Below are 19,798 nucleotides of genomic sequence, written 5' to 3' on the forward strand. Positions count from 1 at the left end.
CGCTGTCCGGCCTGCATGAGCGCGTGACCGGCATTGGGCAACTTCTTCCGCAGCCTCGTTGCCCCATGTCCGGCACACAATCGGCTGCCCTTCCTGTCTGTTCGCCTCGGCAGGACCTGGCCCAGGATCACCCTGGCCACCAGCGCTCTGGTTCTTCGATGAGAGCCACTGTCGCCGAGGCATTCAGCGCACGAATCAGTGATCCGTAGGTAACCAAGTCGGCATAGGGCTCGACCACCTCCTGCAAACCTGTCGGCGCAAGGGCGTCTCAGCGGGTGAAATCAACCTGGGCGGGCAGGAAGTGTGGTCCGCGCTGAAATGTGACTTTCAGTGCCCGGAACGCCCCCATGAGACCCGCGGCTTACGGAAGCAGACGAGCCCCACCGCCCACACCATCCTGCTTCTGACGACAGACGACACAGCACCTGCCGCTGTTCACGACGCCCGTGTCCCGGACCGTCAAGCATCGGTCACTGCCAGACAATGACCTTGCTCTGGCGCCCGGAACATACTTCGGCACGGACGAGGTATCGCATGCAGAAGTGTAGGAGGCCACGATGGACCTTCGAGGTGTGGAGCTGTTCCTTCCTCCGGCCGACGAGCCGCGTGTTTCGCGCGGCACGCTCGGCGTCGGTAAACCACAGCCGCGAGTCGATCCCTCATCGGCGGCGAATCTGTTCATCGGCCGCACCCAGGAGATGGACACGATCATTCGGCTGCTGCTGAGTGCGGCACGGTTGATCACGTTGACCGGCTCAGGTGGGATCGGGAAGACCCGCCTCGCCGCCGAGGCGGTGCGCCGCTATCAGAAGGCGACCCGCGCCCACGTGTATTGGGTGCGACTGGCACAGCTGGTCAGAGGCTGCGACATCGCTGCGATCGAGGAAGAGATCGCTAGATCGGTCGTCGACGGCGAATCCTGCGGACGACCGATCTGGGAGGCGCTGGTGGAGGCACTCGGGGATCCCGTTGCGCAGGGCCGCAATCAGCGGCCCGTCGTGCTGGTGCTGGACAACTGCGAGCATGTTCTGGATGGCGCGGGCCAGGTGATCGACAGGTTGCTCGATCAGGTGGCGGAACTCAGCATTGTGGCTACCAGCAGGGAGGCGATCGGTTGGGTCGACGAGCAACGAGTCCCGGTTCCCCCGCTTTCGCAGGCGCAAGCATTGACTTTGTTTCAGCGGCGATCCGAACTCACAGGTCACCCGGTGACCGGCGCCGATCAGATCGCAACCGCCCATGCCATATGTCGTCGTCTGCATCACCATCCGCTGTACATCCAGCTGGCTGCGGCTCGACTGATCCGCCAACCTTTGGCAGTGATTCTGCGGGAGTTGAGCGGCGAAGGCGAAGACGACAAACGGATGTGGTGGTCGCAGGGGCCTCGGCTGGGCGCCGAGCCACGTCATAGCGGGGTAAGCGACGTCATCGCTTGGTCTTATGACCTGTGCAGCGACAAAGAGCGCCTGTTGTTCGAACGCTTGTCGGTGTTCGCCGCAGGGTACGACACCAATCCCGACGACCCGCCCGACGACACGGCCCGCGGAGCCGAGCTGAAAGCGATCCGAATCGTGTGCTCCGACGACACGGGCCCGCGCCGCGTCAGCAACGACCACCACCCCGGTGTGACGTTGACCGTCGAGGAGATCGAGGGCCTGCTCGATCGACTGGTCGACCGATCGTTGGTATCCATACACATCACACCGACCACGGTGCGTTACTTTCTGCTGGAGAGCCTGCGAGTCTTCGCCCAGCAGCGTCTGCACGAACGCTCCACGCCAACATCGGACGAACCGGCCCGCCTCGCCGCGCGACACCGCCAGTACTACCGCGACCACATCGTTGCCACTGCCCCTGCGGCCAACTGGTTCAGCGCCGGCGAACAAGACCTGCTGGAGTCGGTGTGGGGTGCGTGGGACAACATCCTGATCGCGATCGACAGCAGCCTCGCCACTCCCGATACATCTGTCGTGGGTCTAGAACTCTGCGCTGGACTACTCGACCTGGGATTGGCCTACTCGGGAAAGAAATTCCGGCAGATACAACGATGCACCGAACGGGCCCTGCGCGCCACCCTCTCCCTCACACCGCCGCCTACCGAGCTCCGGACAAGGACCACCGCACAGATCGCGGCGATCAGCCAGATCCTGGGTGAAGACAATGGCACGGCGCAGTTGCTCGACGACTGCGTGGCAGCTTGCCTTCCCGCCCTGCAAAACACCAACAACTGGCGAGAAACTGCAACGACCGACTACGGTCTCCCCGCCCACGTCGAGTTCGGCTGGGGGATGGAACTACTGATCGTTCACCAGGACCCTGCCGCCATCACCGTCCTGACACGAGCCCGAGAGAAGTTCGAGGCCATCGGCGACCACGGCGGTGCGGGATTGGCCGACCTGCTCGCGGTCGCGACAGCGGGACTGCTCGGCACGCCACAGCAAGCTCACGCACACGTCCAACGCTGCCTCGACCATGCAACTGCCTCTGGGGGCGCCCGCGCGATAGCCTGGGCGCAACTGGCCGCGGCGATCGCTATGACCAAGCACGGCAACACCACCGAAGCATTGGACCTCGAACGGACCGCACTGGCGTCTCTGCAGGCGATAGACGACCAGTGGGGTCAGCAATGGGCGGTGCAGATCCGTATATGGACCTTGGCGCAGATCATCACCGACCTGACCGCTGACGAACACACCGATCACGACACACTCGTCGCGCTGGCTACCGAAGCCGCACAACTCATGGGGGGAGTTGCTTCTATGCAGGTGAAGATCGATATCGACCTCGCCAAGCTCGGACCATTCGCGACCGAAACCGACAAGGCCATCGGCGTTATACGCACAGTACTTGGGCCGGAGGCGTTCACAGCAGCACAAACCCAAGGCACCAAGCTGCGTCCCGAACTGGGCGAGGTGCAACGCCTCGCCTTGGGTACACTGCCCTCAGCCAGATTGTCGGCGCTCGGGCGGGCCGACACGAACGATCGGACACGCTGGAACTATCTGACGACGGCGGAGCGCGAGGTTGCGATCCTGGCTGCGGCCGGATGGACCAACACGGCGATCGCCGCCCGCCGCGGAAATTCCACCAGAACCGTCGATGCGCAGGTGGCGTCGATCTTCCAGAAGATGATGATCAATTCGCGCAAAGATATCGTCGGATTCGTCCCGGAAGGTGCGATCTCCCAGATTCGAGCAGAGGTGGCCAGGCTCCAAAAGGTAGTCCTATAGAACTACATACCGCGAACCATCCATAATCTTCAGCACTCCGATCAGCAGTACGCAGCACGGTGATCCAGCTGGTCCTGGAAGGCCGATCTAGCTCTCTACGCCCCCTTGCCTGAACTCCCCGGATTCAACCATGCGCATCACGCGGCGGTGTTGCCGCCTGGCGCGACTTGCCAAAGGATGCTACTGGCCGCAGCTCTGACCTCCGCATCGGTGTAGATGTCGTTTCACCGTGTCGTAATCGGTTGTGCCGCATGATGTTCGGTCGTGGTCGACGAGTCGTCACGGTAGTTGGTTCCCGACGAGTTGTGGGAGTTGGCGGAGCCGCTGCTGCCGAAGTTCACTCCTCGCCAGTAGAGGGTGAGACCGCGCCAACGACCGCGAGTGGTGTATGCGTGCTGACCAGCCGCTGCGCGTGGCGGATGCTGCCATCGCCGTTCGGGGTCCACCATGCCGACGGTGCACTGTGTGGACAAAGACCGGGTCTGTGGCGGCTAGATCGTGCCGGTCTCGAGACTACCGCCGTCAGCACCGGCACCGTCGGCCCACCTACTGGCACCGAGGTCGGCAGGCCCGGGATCAGGAGCAACAACCGGCCTTGTCTCAGAAAGCCATACACATATGCCGCGTGCAATGTGACGGCGCCGACTCCGAAGTTCAACGCACCTGAGCTTCGGTAGGTCAACACCTGAGCCAGAGCCAATGCGCCGAACAATGTACCGTTCCCGAGTCGCAGTAGCAGAAATACCAGATGGGTCATCATCGCTCCCTGAACACATCACCGCGTTTGCCGAATACACCGCTCCACACCTTTGTCACGACGACGTCGACGATGCTCATACCAGTGGGATCCACGGGCATGGCTGGAACCTCGCAGGTCGGCAAGCCCAGCTCACATAACGCATCTTCGGAATATTTCGACTGCACTCCCTGCCTAATTTTTCTGCCCGAGTGATGTCATCTTCTGTTTGTTGGGCGGCGCGTTTATGTACGGCACTGGCGGCCCTCCCGGAGCGTGTTTCATTATCGGTAGAGCTGGACCCAATGCATTGCTCGTTCCACTACGGTGAGAATTTTTGTGTTGGTCATCATGGTTAGGATGGGTAGCGTATGCATCGGTAACCGATAGGTAATCGACGGAGCGGGCAGCCCAGGCGCGAATAGATGATAAGGATAATTCTCACCTCTGGGCGTTCCAATTCTCGGAGTAGCCTTTCAGCCTATGGGTGATTGGTTCCAGAACATCGTGGACGTCGAGGCGACCGACGCCGATGCGGCCGAGCTGAGTGAGCAGATCGTGGCATGGCTAGTCGTCGAGGGAATCATCGTCTCGGAACGGACCGACTGCGTTCTCGACGCCGAACCCGGCTATGGACCCGGCCCGAACTGCCTGCGTGCGGCGGAATCACCGGTACCCGATCTGCGGACGAACGGCATGTCGGCCCTTACGGGCCGTCACGGGTTCGACGCTGGCGAGGGAGCCTTTCCAGAAACCATTACGTGTCCGAGCTGCGCCGCCGAGATCCGGTTGGATCCAGTCGCCGAAGACGAGGTCGTGTGGGTGTACGCCGGGGTGGAGGCAAGGACTTGCCCTGGTTGCAGTGACCTGATCGATTACGACGAATGGGTCTGGCCCGAGAGCTACTTCGTATGGGGGCACCTGGGTTTCCGGTTCTGGAACTGGCCCCCGCTGCGACCCGAGTTCATCGCCGAGCTCGGCAGACGGCTGGGACACCGCACTGTCCTCCAGGAAGGCAAGCTGTAACCGAGCGATTCTATTGACCTTCATCTATGCCACAAGTTGATCATCGCAGTCGCACTTCGAGTCCTCGCCCGAGGCGTGAATTGCTCGAAACAATAGCCGAGACCTTACGTCGCACGCATTCGGGCGCGTAGGTCCCGGACCGTCAAGCATTAGTCACCGATAGTCAATGACCGTGTTCTATGGCAGAGACCATACTTCAGAGGCGCAGAGCCGTTTCTCCTCTTCACTGGCTGGCGGAATATTCCTGCACGCAATACTCTGCGGTCGATAAACCGCAATCATGAGTTCCGCAGCGATATCCGCGGACGACTACGAAACTGCGTGCACTGCAAGCCAGCTAATCGAATAGAAGGACTAATGGATTCACGACGGACGAATGCTCAGAGGTGGTGGCCGATGATAGCGCAAGTTTACCCGTGAGCGTGACAGACCCGGAGATAATTGCTCCGGCAGCGAAATCAGGAGCGTAGTAGTCTATGAATACGCTGAGGACTCATTGTGCAGGGTGCGGGAAAGTTTTTCGGTCGAAAAAGGATCAGCGTAGGCGCATGCACATCCACTGTCTCGGATCGAATACTGCAGAAGCTATCCGGATTGCCACGAAGCCGCATAGTCGGGTTCCCATTTACCTACTGCTTACCGATGCGTTAGAGCTACCCGTCCGCGCATGCTGGGTGTTCGTTAGAGGTTTGTGGTGGCGGCTCGCTCATCGCCACCACACAGGAGGTGGTCGAGAGCGGGAACAGGTCGATGCTGCGCCGAAAACAGTACCCAGCGCACGTTGCAAGCGCACCCCGGTCCGTCAAGCCCTGCTCGTGTCTGCCCTGGACACTCGTATCGACAATCCAAGCATCGCAGCCTTCGCCTACCAACAAACACCTTGCTGTTTCAAAGGAGTGAACAGAAATGGGGCACAAACACCGGAGATCAATGCAGTCGGATTTCGTGAATTGGTGTAAGCTCCGCGCGAAAATTGCACATGCCGCCAATGAATACGAAATGGCATGCCTAATCAACCTGGCTAATCATATGGAAGATTATTGGGCGAACGGGCCGCATGCCCACAGATGGTACCGTCTTCAAGGTCGCAACCCCGGGTTCATCGCGCATATAGCCATCCCTCCCGGTGCCGAAAATGTAGAACGCGACATTATCAAAGCGGCTACTTACCCGGTCCGGACCATAGAAGAGGCTCTTTCATGCCTCCTGTTTCGTCTGCAGCACATGCCCGACATCGAGGTGGAAATATCGATACATCCGACTGGGTCCCCTAGATTCATCTATCACGTCGGTGGACGCACGGAAGCTGCGGCCGAACAGGTAGTGCAGTGGCAATCCGAGCGTAAAACATTAGCCGCGTAGCGAGCGTTCGCAGCCCACCGTCAGGGACTGCTGGCGTCGCCTCTCCCGGTGCTGGACCTAGTGAGCCGCAATCGGCGGAATGGGCATCACGGACAATGCATCCTCGCCCACCGCCTGTTGCATTCCGACCACAGGAAGTGCGCTGCGCCGACGGACAGCCCAGAGACCTGGAGCCCTCGCAAGTCCAGAGAAGTCCAGCGCCAGGCAGGCATTTCCAGCATCTTCACTCCAACCACATCCTCAGACCCGTGAACGATCTAGGTTAATGTTCGGGGGCCGTATCTGATGTCGGGACGACAAGGTGTTGTCGGCGGTAGGCCTCGGGGCTGGTTCCGTATGCTTGCCGGAAGGTGCGGTTGAAGTGGGGTGCGTTGCCGAAGCCCCAACGGGCGCCGATAGCGTAGACCGGTCGGTGGATGAGCTGCGGGTCGGTCAAGTCGCGGCGGCAATTCTCCAAGCGCTGGGCACGGATCAACTCTGACACGCTTGTCCCCTGCGCCCGGAAGATGCGATGCAAATGCCTGGTCGAGACCGCATGAGCACGGGCGATCTGCTCGGGCCCCAGTTCTGGGTCGGCGAGGTTGTGTCGGATGAAGGTGCGCATGCTGGCCAGCAGAGCCAGCTGGCGAGTCTCACTCGGCAGCGCGGTGTCGATGTCGAGGTGATGAGCGAAGGTCGCGGACACGAGGTCCATGCTGATCGAGCTCAACCGGGGGATGTCCGCCGGCCGCAGAGCTCCGGCGTTGTCGAACAGTTCCCGCATGTAGGCAGTCAGGATCGAGCCCACCCCCGACCGCATCGACAGCGGTCTCACCATCAACTTGCGGACCTGCTGCTCAGGCAACGGGAGCACGGAGCGGGGAAAAACGAACGTGATACCCCGGTGAGTGCCGGTACCGGCATCGACGGCGACATGCAGCGGGTGCGAACTGTCGGTCAGCATCAATTCACCGGGACCCGCCACCCTACTCTGGCGGCCTTGGGTCATCTCAGCGGTTCCCTGGAAGTCGAACCACAACGTGTAGATTTCCGGATCGCATTGCCGGATTTGCTTGGCGGTGCGCCACACCTGCAGGGAGGGCTGAGCCATCCGGACGATGTTGAGATCATCGAGTGCGATCGCGCCGAGTTCGGCACGAAAGTCGGAATCGTGGTCTACCCGGACGTAATGGGGCATAAATGTCTGGGAGACGACCTCCTGCCAGATGGCAAATCGTTCTCTCTCAGGCATCTGTTCGGTGTTCAGAGCATGCAACACTTGCGGCCTCATTGATCAGTGAGCCTAGCCTTGAAGCGAGGCTAGGCTTCCTCGTCGAACATCGCAACGATGCTCAGACGCGGTGAAACGGGATAAGGGGAATCCATCATCACTCCTTGACAACCATCGCAACGCCTGGGGGGAAGACGACGGGCAGGTCGGTGAGGGCCCGATGGAACGGACCTGGCCGCCAACTCAGCTTGCTGGGAAGGACTGCCAGTCGCATCTCGGGGAGCGCGTCGAGGAGTTGATCGATGGCGTCCTGGACGATCAGGTATGCCGGGATTCTGGCCGGGCAGGCGTGCGGTCCGGCGCTCCAGGCCAGATGCGACCGATTGCCGGTGCGGTCGCTGTTTTCCAGGGACGGGTCGGTGTTGCAACCGGTCGTACTGATGAGAACCGGCTGATGGGCAGGCAGCCATACATTGTCGATCAAGATCGGATGGCGGGGATAGCTGGCGCAGAGGTTCGCGATTGGTGGGTCGGTGAACAAGACCTCGTCGAGAGCGTCCCGGGTCAACAGGGATCCGCCGAGAATGTCGCCGGCGAACCGGTCGTCGGTCAACATCAACCCCAGGGTGTTGCCGATCAGATTCCGCATCGGCTCGATGCCGGCGCCGTACATGATCGCGAGTTGGTGGAGCATCTCGATGTCATCGAACCTGCTGGGGTGCTGGAGCAGTCGCGTGGCGATGTCATCACCCGGTTCAGCCCGCTTGAGCGCGACCAGTGCCATCAATGTCTCGGCGAGTACCTTGTTGTTGCGTTCGGTGTCGATGCCGTCGAGTAGCGCCGCCACGGTGGTTGCGATCTGTTGTCCCAACGCCGGGGGACACCCCATCAGGACGTTCATGACGCCGAAGACGAGTGGGAAGGCATACTGGCTGATCAACTCGGCCGTACCGACCTCGCAGAAACCATTGATCAGCGGGATCGCGATCTGCTCGACCGTGGCATGCAGGGCGTGCAAGTCGACCTCTTTGATGCTTGCGGTTGTGGCCTGTCGGTAGCGAACGTGCTCGATTCCGCTGGTGCGCAGCGCGCTGGGTCGCCACTCCAGAATCGGCAGCACAGGGCAGTCAGCGGGGATATCCTTCTGCCAGGTGCGGGGATCGGCGGGGAAATGCTCTGGATCGTTGAGGATCCGCACACCGGTGCGGTATCCGATGACCAGCGTCGCTGGGACGCCTGGTGCCAGATCCACCGGTACCAGGGAACCGTATCGCTCGCGCATCTGCCGGTAGGCGCGGTGCGGATCTTCGGCGAATTCTGGGAGGTACAGCGAAACTCGCTCGTCGCCGATGTCGACAGGCGTGGTGTGGTGAGCGACGGGGCAGGTCGCGGGCTGGATGGAGCCCCGTGGCGTGGTCATGTAGTTGACTCCAACGGACGAAGCGGAATGCGGCACGGGTGATCAGGGGCAGGATGACGTGTGCTCGGCCCGTTATCGCGAACCATCAAGCGCTCCAGCTTCGACAGGTTCCGTCTTTCGGCTTCGACCGCAACACCACACCCCAACCGCGAAATGGGTCGGTCCAACGATTGTCCGAGACTTCCTGCAGGGCATCGGTAGTCGATAGGTAAAGCGTCCGTGGGTACGACTCCGGGCCTGTCAGGTTGGGCCGTCAGGTTGGGCCGGTGGACGGCAACTCAAGGCGGGCTTTGGAACACCGTGGAGCATCCACGAATCACAGCCAGTGCCGTACCCGCTCCGGCACATGCCGACTCAGGCGGCTCGTACAGCTGCTGGATACGCGTAATCCGCAAAACCCGCATTCTTTCTGCCGGAGGCCGATAACAGGCGAGGTCCGGAATACGACGACCGTCCTGGTCATAGCCGACACCGGCCCAGATCATGGCACGCGGAGGTTCTCCCGCACTCTCCATGTGTTCAGCCAACCGCTCGCACCGGGCGCGCAGAGGGCACTGTTGGCAGATCTGTACTGATTGCTGCCACATAGCGGGTGAGCCGACGTCTAAATCCCAATTATGCGGCTTTCCGGAGCATGGCGGAGGCGTCGTTCGCACCCGCCCTCGGCGAGTCCTCGGACGATCATCCATTGACGGCAATGGCGGAATCGACCGCGATAACATGCTGCTCATCCTTTCGATCTATGCGGGATCCAACTCGATTCGCCTGCCGTTGACACGCCGCGTCTGCCCAGGTGCGCCCTCCTACGCGGCCCCTGCGTCGCTGCCGTTCGAATTGTTCAACTCCTTGTTCACCCGCCTGCTTTCGCCACGTCGACGACACCTTCTGTGTCGAACCGTCCAGCAGTTGCATATCCGCCATCGAATTGGGTGCATTCACAACGGTGACGGTGAGGCGATCGCGGACGCTACACCGGAGGTTGTATCGGGATTCGCAGCAGAGGTCACCGGAATTGCCTGCGCCGGTAGGGCATATCCGCAGGCGTCCGGTCCTGAAATGCCGACACTTCGGGTAGCGGGACTGGCGGCGCGATTCGCGGTTCTCCGATCAGCCCCGGTTGGCGCGGCACCAAGACAGCCATCACCACGCAACCGTCACGCTGAGGCACGACCTCCCGCCCTGACTTGTACGCGTTGCACCTTTTCGACCCCTTCCGGCGACGAAACCCAAACCCCTGACGATCAACAACCCTCGACTCACGGGCAGCACGACACATCAGCAAGTCACCGGCAGACATACCTACGGCGGCTACCTAACTGGCAGTGCTTCCCCATGGAACGGAGCAAAGGGCTCGATCGGGTCTGGTGTCGGAGTCATCCTCGATGGCCCGGCTGCGTACATACTCGGGAGCGCACGTCCTGGATCATCGAGCACCGGTGACCGCCAGACGTTGACGTTTTGCTCGACGGCCGAACCACCCCCGGTATTGCCGGTACCGAAAAAATGGACGAGTCGGTACCAGCTGCTGAGGGTCTTCTGCGATGTATGTCTCCATAGTCGTCACATGGCGACTTCTCGAGACAGGCGACTGCCTGATTGACGTAGTCGTGAACCGCATTCGTACTGGAATGGATATCCTGCTCGCCGTCCACAAAGGGGTTCCGGCCGCGGCGATCTCGGCTTGGTGAGCATCATCGGCAGCGTTCAGAGTGGAATCGTCGTCAGCATCCACGAGGCCAGCGGTGCCGAGCAACCAGTGGGTATTCGATTTCGATGGCGAGGCGGCCGTGGGCTGTGCGCAGCGAGGGGCGCGCTACGGGTCCCCTACCTACTGTCTACCGATGCACAACCAGGGCCTGGCTGGCGAGAGTTTCGTTGTTGGCCCGAAGCAGCGCGGAGTGTGGTCACCTCGGACCGATCGGGCAACGTCGTGCAGTGCCCTCCGCGTGCCCGAACTTTCCGAGAGGTATGGCATTTTGAACTCCTCATCGACCGGGCCGTTGTATCAAGCGTCGCCTCAGAGTCCGCCCGGCCCAAGCAACTTCCTGACAAGTACGGTGCGGTTTCAACGCGACCCGCTGCGGTTCGTCGACAGACTGATTTCCCAATACGGAGACATCGCCCAGTTCCGGCTGGGCTCTTCACCGGTGGTGATGTTGAACCACCCGAATTACGTTCATCGTGTTCTTCTTGGGGAAGCGGGAACCTACGAACGCGACTCGCTACCACATCGACTGGTCAGATCAACATTCGGTGACGCACTGTTCGCGCTTATCGGTGGCCAGAGTTGGCTCAGACGACGGCGTATGCTGCAGCCCGCCTTTCATCGTAAGCAGATCGCTCAGCTCTACGACACCATCCGCAATATTGTGTCAACCCGGATCGCCGAGTGGGAGCACCACACCGCGGGTTCCGGGCCGATGGATATGGGAGCAGAAATGACCGCCCTGACCCTCGACGTGACGATGCGATCGCTGTTCTCCCTTGCCCTCGACCCGGATACGATCGCTCGATTCACTGGCGCGGTGGGCGAGGCGAATCGCGAACTCGCCGCCTACGTCCGATCACCGTTCATTCCTCTAGCGGTACCGACCGTTAGTCATCGTCGCCTCCGGGACAGTCTGCGACGGATCGACGAAATCGTTTTCAGCATTGTCGACCGGTACGTCAGTGCGGACGACGACAGGGCTGATCTGCTGACGATGATGATCGACGCCGAAGACCAGGACACGGGCGAGCGTATGAGCCGGCAGGAGTTGCGCGACGAGGTATTCGGCATGATGTTCGCCGGACACGAGACGAGTGCGACAACCCTGACCTGGATCTGGTATCTGCTCGCGAAACACCCCGATATTCAGGAGAAGACGCGCGACGAGGTACAAAATTTCCTCGGCGACCGACTGCCGGAGATGGAAGACCTCACCAAGCTCACATATATCCGCGCGGTCATCGACGAGACACTGCGGCTGTATCCGCCTGGCTGGCAGGGATATCGAAGCGCACGCGTGGAGGACGTCATCGACGGCTACCGGATACCCGCCGGGACAACGGTGTTCTACAGCATCTACCACCTGCATCGGCATCCGTCGTTCTGGACCGAGCCCGAACTTTTTCGACCGGAACGCTTCCTACCGATCAACAACGAACGGCGCCACCGTGGCTCCTACATTCCCTTCGGCGAGGGCGGTCACGTCTGTATAGGAAAACCGCTGGCGATGCTGGAGATGCCGCTCATTGTCGCCATGACCTTGCAACGATACCGACTCGTCCTCGCGACGGAGGACACCATCAAGCCCGCGCCGGCCGTAACGCTCCAAACCAAGTCTCCGGTACGAATGCACCTCATCCAGCCGTAGCTACGAGCCGCATCCTGCACCGCCGGGCGAGCCCACAGACCCGCGCCTGGCCGAAGCCCGTGTCCGTCTCCACGCGGAGACTGACAGCGACGCATCAGCATCGAAATCGGCAGTGGCGCAGGACTCCTGTCTGTCAACGCCCCTGAAAGCTTGCTCGAGCCATATGCCGCGACCAGTGGCACACACGGTTCTCAGAAGGCGGCGGCGGAGCAATGCGCCGCCGTTACCCGACCCAACATTCACACAACCTTTGCGCGCGTGCCCAAGCCGCACGACGGCCCCTATCGATCATTTCCTCGAATACTTCTCCTTCTGGAGTCACGTCTTTGACCATGCCACACTTCCAGTCCTCTACCTCGGCGCCCTCGAAGGGCTACCCAGCCCAGCACGGTTCGCCGATCGACACCGACGGTCCCCGGGTCGCACTGTATTCGGAGGCGTTCGCGGCGGATCCGCACCACGCCTACCGTGAGATGCGCCGCAAGTACGGTTCCCTCGTTCCGGTGGAGTTGGCGCCGGACGTGCCCGCCACTTTGGTGATCGGCTACTACACCGCCGTGCGCATCCTTCACGACCCCGAGCACTTTCCCGCCGATCCGCGCACCTGGCAGAAGGGCATTCGCGGCGACTGCCCGATCCTGCCGATGCTCGAATGGCGACCCAACGCGCTGCGCAGCGCAGGACTGGAACACCTGCGCTACCGGCAGGCTACCGTCGCTGGGATCGCCGAGGTCGATCTGCATGCCCTGCACGCCACCATCGAGCAGATCGCCATCTTGTTGATCAATGCCTTCTGCCGTGACGGCGCGGCGGATCTGATCAGCCAGTACACGTTTCCGCTCACCTTCGCGGTGCTCAACGCGATGCTCGGCTGCCCGCCGGATATCGGGCAGCAAGTCGCGACAGGCATGGCCGCCATCTTCGAGGGCGTCAACGCGGAGAAGGGCAATGCGATGGTCGCCGACGCGCTGTTCCATCTGGTGCAGATGAAGAGGAAGGAACCAGGCGACGACATCACCTCGCGGCTGTTGCAGCACCCCTCTGGCCTCGACGACGTGGAGATGATCCATCAACTGGTTACGTTGTACGGCGCGGGAATCGAGCCGCCGCAGAACTTGATCGCCAATACCCTGCGGTTGATGCTCACCGACGACCGATTCGCGGGCGGCATCCTTGGCGGCAGCCTGTCGACACGCGACGCCCTCGACGAAATGCTGTTCAACGACCCACCGGGAGCCAACTACTGCATCAGCTACCCAAAGCAACCCATCCTCATCGACGGGGTGTGGCTACCGGCGCACCAGCCGGTCGTGATCAGCATGACCGGCTGCAACAACGACCCCGAGATCAACATCGGTGAATACACCGACAACCGAGCTCATCTCGCATGGGGTACCGGACCGCACGCCTGTCCGGCCAGGTCGGTCGCATATCTGATCGCCCAGGACGCCATCGACCAGTTGCTAGATGCCCTGCCCGAGATGCGGCTCGCGACCGCGGCCCAGAACTTGGTCTGGCGACCAGGCCCCTTCCACCGCGCCCTGGTGTCACTGCCCGTCGTGTTCCCGAAATCCCCTCCCCTGCCTGGTTATTGATACTGCAACTGTATTCGGGAACTCTGCCCGGCCACAGAGCAGGTGTCTCGCCACATTAAGGGCCTTGCCAGGACGGTCATTGCGCCGCGATCGGCGCCGACGAGCCGCAGTCCTAACGGGCCTTGCAGGGAAAAGTACGGACCGACCAATCCTGAACGGCGAGAACGCGTACGGCTTTGCTCAGCGTCTTCCGGTGTCCATCGCTTATGCGCGTCAGCGGCGAACTCGGGCGGCAAGCTGATGCAGGAGTTCGGCAAACTCGTCGGGCGCCAGGCCCGTTGATCCCTCAACGGCGCGCCGGACTGGTTCGACCATGCGCTCCAAGGTCCAGCCAGGCTTCGGTGACGTGGACCCGCGTCACGCGTTCGTCGGCGTCCGCGCGTTCTCGCTGCACCAATCCCAGCGCCTGCAGTCGGCGCAATATCGGCGACAGCGTGTTGGATTCGAGGTGCCGCGAACAGGCGACCGGCACCACGGAACTAGACACCCTCATACTGCGACTGCACCTCGAAACCGCCTGCCGCACCGGAAGTGCCCTTAGCCTCCGTAAAGAAGACCTCGACCCCGAGCAATGCCTGATCCCCGACTGTTCGGCAAGGGCGGAACCCTGCACTGGCAGCCGGTATCCCCCACCCTGATGGCCCGATTGATCGAACAGATGAGGCCGGCTCAAAGGCAAACAGCCGAGACTGCCTCTTGCAGCACGGAAAACGATCCACCGCCGCTACCACGACCCCGACGGCAACCGAGCCTGGCCGACCTCGCCGAGGAATACAGCGTCGGTCGCTCCACCATCCACCGCATCGTCACACCACGGATACTGCAATACCACCGGCCCCGGTGAGATCCGGGAGCAGGTCGGCCCGATAGGCCTGGCCGAATGCTCCCGCACTGAACAGCCGCGCTCCACCGCTCGTACAGCACGGGCGGTGGAGCGCAGTGCTGTTCCCGACATCCGTCAGCGCGACACCTCCGCGCTCACCTCGGTCAGCACCGAACGCAACCACTGGTGGGCGGGGTCGGCGCGATGGGTGGGATGCCACCAGAACGCTTCCACCAGCGGCACGACCTCCCAGGGGCAGGGGAGAACCCGGACGTTCGCGGCGGTGGCCAGCCGGTCGGCGAGGCGGCGCTGCAGTAGTGCGACGCAGCGGGTGCCGGTGACCATGAACGGCACCGCGAGGAAACTCTGCACCACCACCCGGATATCGGGTTCGATACCGATCATTCGTAGCTGCCGGGCGGCGGGGGTGAAGGCGGTCGGTGCGTGATAGGTGACCACCCAGGGCAACTCGGCGAGCTGTTCGAGCGTGACCGTGTCCCCGACCTCGGTGTTGTCCGCCGACACGATGAGCACCCAGCTGTCGGTGAACACATCGAGGGACGGCATATCGGACAGGAAGCCGTGCGGCAGGAAGGTGCCGTCGGCGGTGCGCAGCGATTCGGGCGCCTGGTCTATATGGGCGCCGGTCTGCTGATCCAGGCGTAGCCGCACGCCCGGGGCCTGTTCGGCGAGAACGGTCGCGAGCTGGTCGCAGAACACCGTCGCCGCATAGTCGGAGACCAGCACGGTGAACTCCCGGCTGGACGTGGCGGGGTCGAAAACGGGGACCGCGTCGAAGACCCGCTGGATTCCGACGAGCGCTGCGGCGGCCGGTTCCCGGAGCTGCTCGGCCAAGGGGGTGAGTTCGTAGCGGTTTCCGCTGCGATGCAGTAGTTCGTCGTGGAAATGGCGGCGCAGCCGGCGCAGTGCGGCCGATACCGCGGGCTGGCTCAGGCCCAGGTTCTCCGCGGCCCGGGTCACATTGCATTCGGTGAGCAGCGCATCGAGCGTCGTCAAGAGATTCAGATCCAGATTTCGCAACGAGCTGGCGGTCATACCTCGAACCATAAACACCGTGGATGGTGAACATAAGCGATCCGCTCTTCCGTGATGGTGATCTGGGTCGCAGAGTGGCCTCTACCACCTCGTCGTGGAGGGCTCGGCGAGGTCACGAGAGCCTGGAGTCTGTTGTGTCTGCTGTCCGGAATGTGTTGGTGATCGGCGCCGGTTCCGCCGGTACCGCCGCCGCGATCCTGCTCGCCAAGGCCGGGGTATCGGTCGATCTCGTCGAGTCCAAACCCGATATCGCCGCCCTGGGATCAGGTATCACTCTGCAGGGCAATGCATTACGTATTCTGCGCCAGTTAGGGGTCTGGGACCGGGTGCGTGCGAAGGGCTACCCCTACGACACCCTGGGCCTGCGCGCACCGGACGCCGCGGGCACCCTGCTGGTCGAACTCGACGAGTTGCGCTCCGGCGGCCCGGACCTGCCGGCCAACATGGGAATGTTCCGACCGGATCTGGCCCGCATCCTCGTGGACCGGGCTGTGGCGGCGGGCGCGAAGATCCGCTTCGGTATCGCACCCACCGGCCTGGCGGCCGACGAGCAGGGCGTGGACATCGAATTCTCCGACGGATCCACCGGCCGCTACGACCTCGTCGTCGGCGCGGACGGTATCCATTCGTGGACGAGGCGCACGCTCGGTATCGATATCGAGCCGCGACCGACCGGAATGGGTATCTGGCGGCTGTTCGCTCCGCGCCCGGCCTCGATCACCCGCACCGACCTGTACTACGGCGGCCCGGCCTATATCGCCGGTTACTGCCCGACCGGCCCGGACACCCTCTACGCCTACCTGGTGGAAGGTGCCCGCGACGACGCCCTGCCGACCCCGGAGCAAGGCCTGGCCGCGATGCTGGAGCTGGCGGCGGCCTACCACGGTCCGTGGGACGAGGTGCGTGCCTCGATGACCGACCCGGGCCGGATCAACTACGCGAAATTCGAAAGCCATGTGATCGACGGGCCGTGGAACCGCGACCGGGTGGTGCTGATCGGCGATGCCGCCCACAGCTGCCCGCCGACCCTCGCGCAGGGGTGCGCGCAGGCGCTGGAAGACGCCGCAGTGCTGGCCGAACTGCTGATCGCGCACGACGCGGTATCCGAAGACCTGTGGCGGGAGTTCACGGGCCGCCGGCTGCCCAGGGCGAAGGATGTCGTCGAATCCTCGGTCCAGCTCGGGCAGTGGCTGCTCGACGGTGTACAGGGCGATGTCGTCGGCCTCATGACCCGTATCGCCCACATGGTTGCCGAGCCCGTCTGAGCAGCGTTCTCCGGCAATTCGGGCACTCGAAACGAAGGGCAAGAACATGAACGAGCGATTGATCACCCATTTACGCCATGTCGATCTGGCCGTCCCCGACTACGACAAGCAGTTCGAGTTCTACACGAATATGTGGGGGCTGGAACCAGAGACGACCGAGAACGGCATCGCCTTCCTGACCGCGGCCGGCTCGCCGGAACAGTATTCGGTGCGGTTACGCAAGGCCGAGGAGAAGCGGCTCGACCTCATCGCGTTCGGCGCGGCGACCCCCGCCGACGTGGACACCATGGCGGAACAGCTGGCCGCCGACGGGGTGAAACTGGTCAGCCAACCCGGTGAACTGCAAACCCCCGGTGGCGGTTACGGTTTCCGGTTCTTCGACAATGACGGCCGCACGCTCGAGGTGTCCTCGGACGTGGCCGTGCGGCAGCACCGCAAGGTCGAGGAGGGGGAATCGGTGCCGGTCAAGCTGTCGCATGTCGTGATCAATTCGCCGAATCCCGAAGCGACCGTGGCCTTTTACCAAAAGCACCTGTCCTTCGCGCTGTCCGACACTCTCATGCACCCGCATATGGGCAAGATGATGTGGTTCCTGCGCACCAACCGGTTCCACCACAGCATCGCCGTCGCGCGCTGCCCGCATGTCTCGCTGCATCACGCCTCGTTCGAGATGCGCGGGATCGACGAATACATGCGCGGCACCGGCCGGCTGCTGCGCGGCGGGGTCGAGAAGGTGTGGGGACCGGGTCGGCATATGGCGGGTAACAACACCTTCAGCTACTTCCTGGACCCGCACGGCAACACCGTCGAATACACCACCGAACTGGAGGAACTCGACGAGGACACCTGGCATCCGCACCTCTACGACTTCTCCGATCCCACGGTGAGCGACCAGTGGGGCACCGCGAATCCGATGGAGGAATTCGTGGCGAAGAAATCGTTCAACGATCCCGACCGCGGCTGCTTCGTCGCACCTCCGGTCTGATGCGGCTCGCGACCTTCACCGCGCCCGGCCTCGCAGAACCCCGCGTCGGGGTGGCCGACGGTGGCACGGTGTACCCGTTCGCCCCGGGACTGAGCATGCGGGACGTGGTCGACGCCGGCCTGCCCGAAGCGCACCGGCTGGCCGGCCACGCCCGCGCCCGGGAGGCCGGGCGAGGGCTGGACGAGGTGCGGCTACTGGCCCCGCTACGGCCGGCGTCCATCCGCGACAGCGTGGCGTTCGAGGAACACGTCGAAGGCGTGCGCCGCAGCGTGGACGGCAAATCGGGGGTGCCCGAAGCCTGGTACGACGCACCGACGTTCTATTTCACCAACCCGCACGCCGTCCTCGGCCCCGACGAGGAAGCGCTGTTCCCGGCGAGTTGCGCGGTGCGCGATTTCGAGCTCGAGGTCGCCGTGGTGGTGGGCCGGGCCGGCCGGTCGCTCACCGAGGAGCAGGCGCGACAGGCGGTCTTCGGCTACACGATCATGAACGACTGGTCGGCGCGGGACCTGCAGAGCCGGGAGATGCAGGTATCGCTGGGGCCCGCCAAAGGTAAGGATTTCGCGACCAGCCTGGGTCCGTGGATCGTCACCGCCGACGAACTCGACCCGTACCGCGACGCCGACGGGTTCCTCGATCTCGCCTGCGTGGTCACGGTGAACGAGACCGAAATCGGCCGCGATGTGCTGAGCAACGCGGGCTGGACCTTCGAATCGATGATCGCCTACGCCTCCCGCGACTGCGGGGTCGTACCCGGTGATGTGATCGGCTCGGGCACCGTCGGCAACGGCGGTTGCCTCGGCGAACTATGGGGCCGGCGCGGCAAGCAAGTTCCGTCGCCGCTGCAACCAGGCGATATCGTGACGCTGACCGTCGAGGGCATCGGCGCGCTGAGCGGCCGCGTCGGAGTTGCCGACCCCGCACCACCGCTGAGTCCCGTGCGGCAACGCGACTATCCGGCGTTCCGCCGAGATCCGGTATGAGCGCGCTCGCCGGACGCACCGTGGTCGTCACCGGGGCCGGGTCGGGGATCGGTGCCGCGGTAACGGCCGCGGTCACCGCCGCCGGCGGTCGCGCGGTCGCGGTCGACCGGGTCGCGGGGACCGGTATCCGCCGCCTCGACGTGCGCGACCCGCGGGACTGGTCGGCGCTGGCCACCTACCTCGCCGGAGCACCGGTCCACGGCCTGGTCAACTGTGCGGGCGTCACCTGGCGGGCGCGGCTCGGGGACGTCACCCCGGACGCCCTCGCCGACACGCACGCGGTGAATATCGGCGGTCCGTTGCAGGCGATCCAGGCACTGTCACCGCTGATGCCGGCCGGCGGTTCGATTGTTCTCATCGGCTCGCTCGCCGGCTACCAGGGTCACTATCCGCTGGCCTATACGACCAGCAAATGGGCGGTCCGCGGGCTCACCCGCACGGCGGCCATGGAACTAGGTGAACGCGGAATCCGGGTCAATACCGTGCATCCCGGTTTCATCGAGACCCCGATGACCGCTTCTGCGCCCGCGGAATTCCGGGATGCCTCGATCGCGGCCGCGCCGCTGGGCCGCGCTGGCAGTCCGGAGGAGGTGGCGTCCGTCGTGGTGTTCCTGCTCGGCGACGGTGCCTCGTATGTGACCGGAGCCGAAATCCCCGTCGACGGCGGTGTCGCCTCACACGCGGGCGCGAAACCCGTCTCGGATGCCCTGCGCCCGCTCTACCAGCCCCCACAAACCACCCATTGAGCAGA

At 63.1% G+C, this 19,798-nt stretch carries 12 protein-coding genes; 8 read left to right on the plus strand and 4 right to left on the minus strand.

Annotated features, from left to right (window positions below):
* The first annotated feature begins 557 nt into the window (after window positions 1–557).
* Window positions 558–3,230: an ATP-binding protein gene (locus tag ACFYOW_RS24940; RefSeq protein ID WP_387291698.1), complete on the plus strand. Its 2,673-nt coding sequence runs from the start codon at window positions 558–560 to the stop codon at window positions 3,228–3,230.
* A 1,219-nt stretch (window positions 3,231–4,449) separates the two neighbouring features.
* The gene (locus tag ACFYOW_RS24945; RefSeq protein ID WP_387291700.1) at window positions 4,450–4,992 is read left to right on the plus strand and encodes a hypothetical protein; all 543 of its coding nucleotides are present in this window, start codon (window positions 4,450–4,452) and stop codon (window positions 4,990–4,992) included.
* 1,624 nt (window positions 4,993–6,616) lie between these two features.
* On the opposite strand, the gene ACFYOW_RS24950 is transcribed toward ACFYOW_RS24945, so the two are convergent.
* Window positions 6,617–7,585: a helix-turn-helix domain-containing protein gene (locus ACFYOW_RS24950; protein ID WP_387291702.1), complete on the minus strand. Its 969-nt coding sequence runs from the start codon at window positions 7,583–7,585 to the stop codon at window positions 6,617–6,619.
* A 136-nt stretch (window positions 7,586–7,721) separates the two neighbouring features.
* Window positions 7,722–8,984: a cytochrome P450 gene (locus tag ACFYOW_RS24955; protein ID WP_387291704.1), complete on the minus strand. Its 1,263-nt coding sequence runs from the start codon at window positions 8,982–8,984 to the stop codon at window positions 7,722–7,724.
* Between the two features lie 1,841 nt (window positions 8,985–10,825).
* Here ACFYOW_RS24955 and ACFYOW_RS24960 point away from each other — a divergent pair.
* Entirely contained in the window at window positions 10,826–12,340 is a 1,515-nt protein-coding gene (locus tag ACFYOW_RS24960; RefSeq protein ID WP_387291706.1) for a cytochrome P450, read from the plus strand.
* A gap of 332 nt (window positions 12,341–12,672) precedes the next feature.
* Window positions 12,673–13,935, plus strand: coding sequence for a cytochrome P450 (locus ACFYOW_RS24965; RefSeq protein WP_387292397.1), 1,263 nt, complete (start codon window positions 12,673–12,675; stop codon window positions 13,933–13,935).
* Between the two features lie 286 nt (window positions 13,936–14,221).
* Here ACFYOW_RS24965 and ACFYOW_RS24970 read toward each other — a convergent pair whose 3' ends face one another.
* Together ACFYOW_RS24970 and ACFYOW_RS24975 are read right to left on the minus strand one after the other, a co-directional pair.
* On the minus strand, window positions 14,222–14,428 hold the full coding sequence (locus tag ACFYOW_RS24970) for a hypothetical protein (RefSeq protein WP_387291708.1): 207 nt from the start codon (window positions 14,426–14,428) through the stop codon (window positions 14,222–14,224).
* A 465-nt stretch (window positions 14,429–14,893) separates the two neighbouring features.
* Window positions 14,894–15,814, minus strand: a complete 921-nt coding sequence (locus ACFYOW_RS24975) for a LysR family transcriptional regulator (RefSeq protein WP_387291710.1) — start codon at window positions 15,812–15,814, stop codon at window positions 14,894–14,896.
* Window positions 15,815–15,948: 134 nt separating this feature from the next.
* On the opposite strand from ACFYOW_RS24975, the gene ACFYOW_RS24980 reads away from it, so the two are divergent.
* The 4 genes from ACFYOW_RS24980 to ACFYOW_RS24995 are packed head-to-tail and all read left to right on the plus strand — an operon-like array spanning window position 15,949 to window position 19,793.
* Complete coding sequence (locus ACFYOW_RS24980; RefSeq protein ID WP_387291712.1) at window positions 15,949–17,079, plus strand: FAD-dependent monooxygenase; 1,131 nt, start codon at window positions 15,949–15,951, stop codon at window positions 17,077–17,079.
* A 46-nt stretch (window positions 17,080–17,125) separates the two neighbouring features.
* A complete protein-coding gene (locus ACFYOW_RS24985) occupies window positions 17,126–18,064 on the plus strand; it encodes a VOC family protein (RefSeq protein ID WP_387291714.1) in 939 nt (312 codons plus the stop codon).
* A complete protein-coding gene (locus ACFYOW_RS24990; RefSeq protein ID WP_387291716.1) occupies window positions 18,064–19,047 on the plus strand; it encodes a fumarylacetoacetate hydrolase family protein in 984 nt (327 codons plus the stop codon). Before ACFYOW_RS24985 ends, ACFYOW_RS24990 begins: the two co-directional genes overlap by 1 nt.
* Entirely contained in the window at window positions 19,044–19,793 is a 750-nt protein-coding gene (locus ACFYOW_RS24995) for an SDR family NAD(P)-dependent oxidoreductase (RefSeq protein WP_387291718.1), read from the plus strand. The genes ACFYOW_RS24990 and ACFYOW_RS24995 overlap by 4 nt, the downstream gene beginning before the upstream one ends.
* Window positions 19,794–19,798 lie beyond the last annotated feature (5 nt).

This window comes from Nocardia sp. NPDC006982 (assembly GCF_042869435.1).
Taxonomy (GTDB): domain Bacteria; phylum Actinomycetota; class Actinomycetes; order Mycobacteriales; family Mycobacteriaceae; genus Nocardia.